The sequence below is a fragment of the Mammaliicoccus sp. D-M19 genome (assembly GCF_022386695.1).
Lineage (GTDB): Bacteria > Bacillota > Bacilli > Staphylococcales > Staphylococcaceae > Mammaliicoccus > Mammaliicoccus sciuri.
In genome coordinates, this window is the sequence record NZ_JAJNHW010000020.1 from 1 (window position 1) to 377 (window position 377).

4 tRNA genes are annotated in these 377 nt (G+C 50.1%); all 4 read right to left on the reverse strand.

Annotated features, from left to right (window positions below):
- Nucleotides 1-89, reverse strand: a tRNA-Leu gene (locus LQ675_RS14885).
- A gap of 6 nt (nucleotides 90-95) precedes the next feature.
- Nucleotides 96-170: transfer RNA gene (locus tag LQ675_RS14890), tRNA-Gly, on the reverse strand.
- A gap of 32 nt (nucleotides 171-202) precedes the next feature.
- Nucleotides 203-284 (reverse strand) — tRNA-Leu (locus LQ675_RS14895).
- Between the two features lie 5 nt (nucleotides 285-289).
- Nucleotides 290-365 (reverse strand) — tRNA-Lys (locus tag LQ675_RS14900).
- Nucleotides 366-377 lie beyond the last annotated feature (12 nt).

The window sequence follows — 377 nt, forward strand, 5'->3', positions numbered from 1 at the left end:
TGGTGCCGAGGACCGGAATCGAACCGGTACGGTAATCACTTACCGCAGGATTTTAAGTCCTGTGCGTCTGCCAGTTCCGCCACCCCGGCAAATAATGGAGCAGAAGACGGGATTCGAACCCGCGACCCCAACCTTGGCAAGGTTGTATTCTACCGCTGAACTACTTCTGCAAAATTAAATGCTTAAATCATATTAATAATAATGCGGGTGAAGGGAGTCGAACCCCCACGCCTTGCGGCGCTAGATCCTAAGTCTAGTGCGTCTGCCAATTCCGCCACACCCGCTTAAATGGTGAGCCATAGAGGATTCGAACCTCTGACCCTCTGATTAAAAGTCAGATGCTCTACCAACTGAGCTAATGGCTCTAAAACATGGTG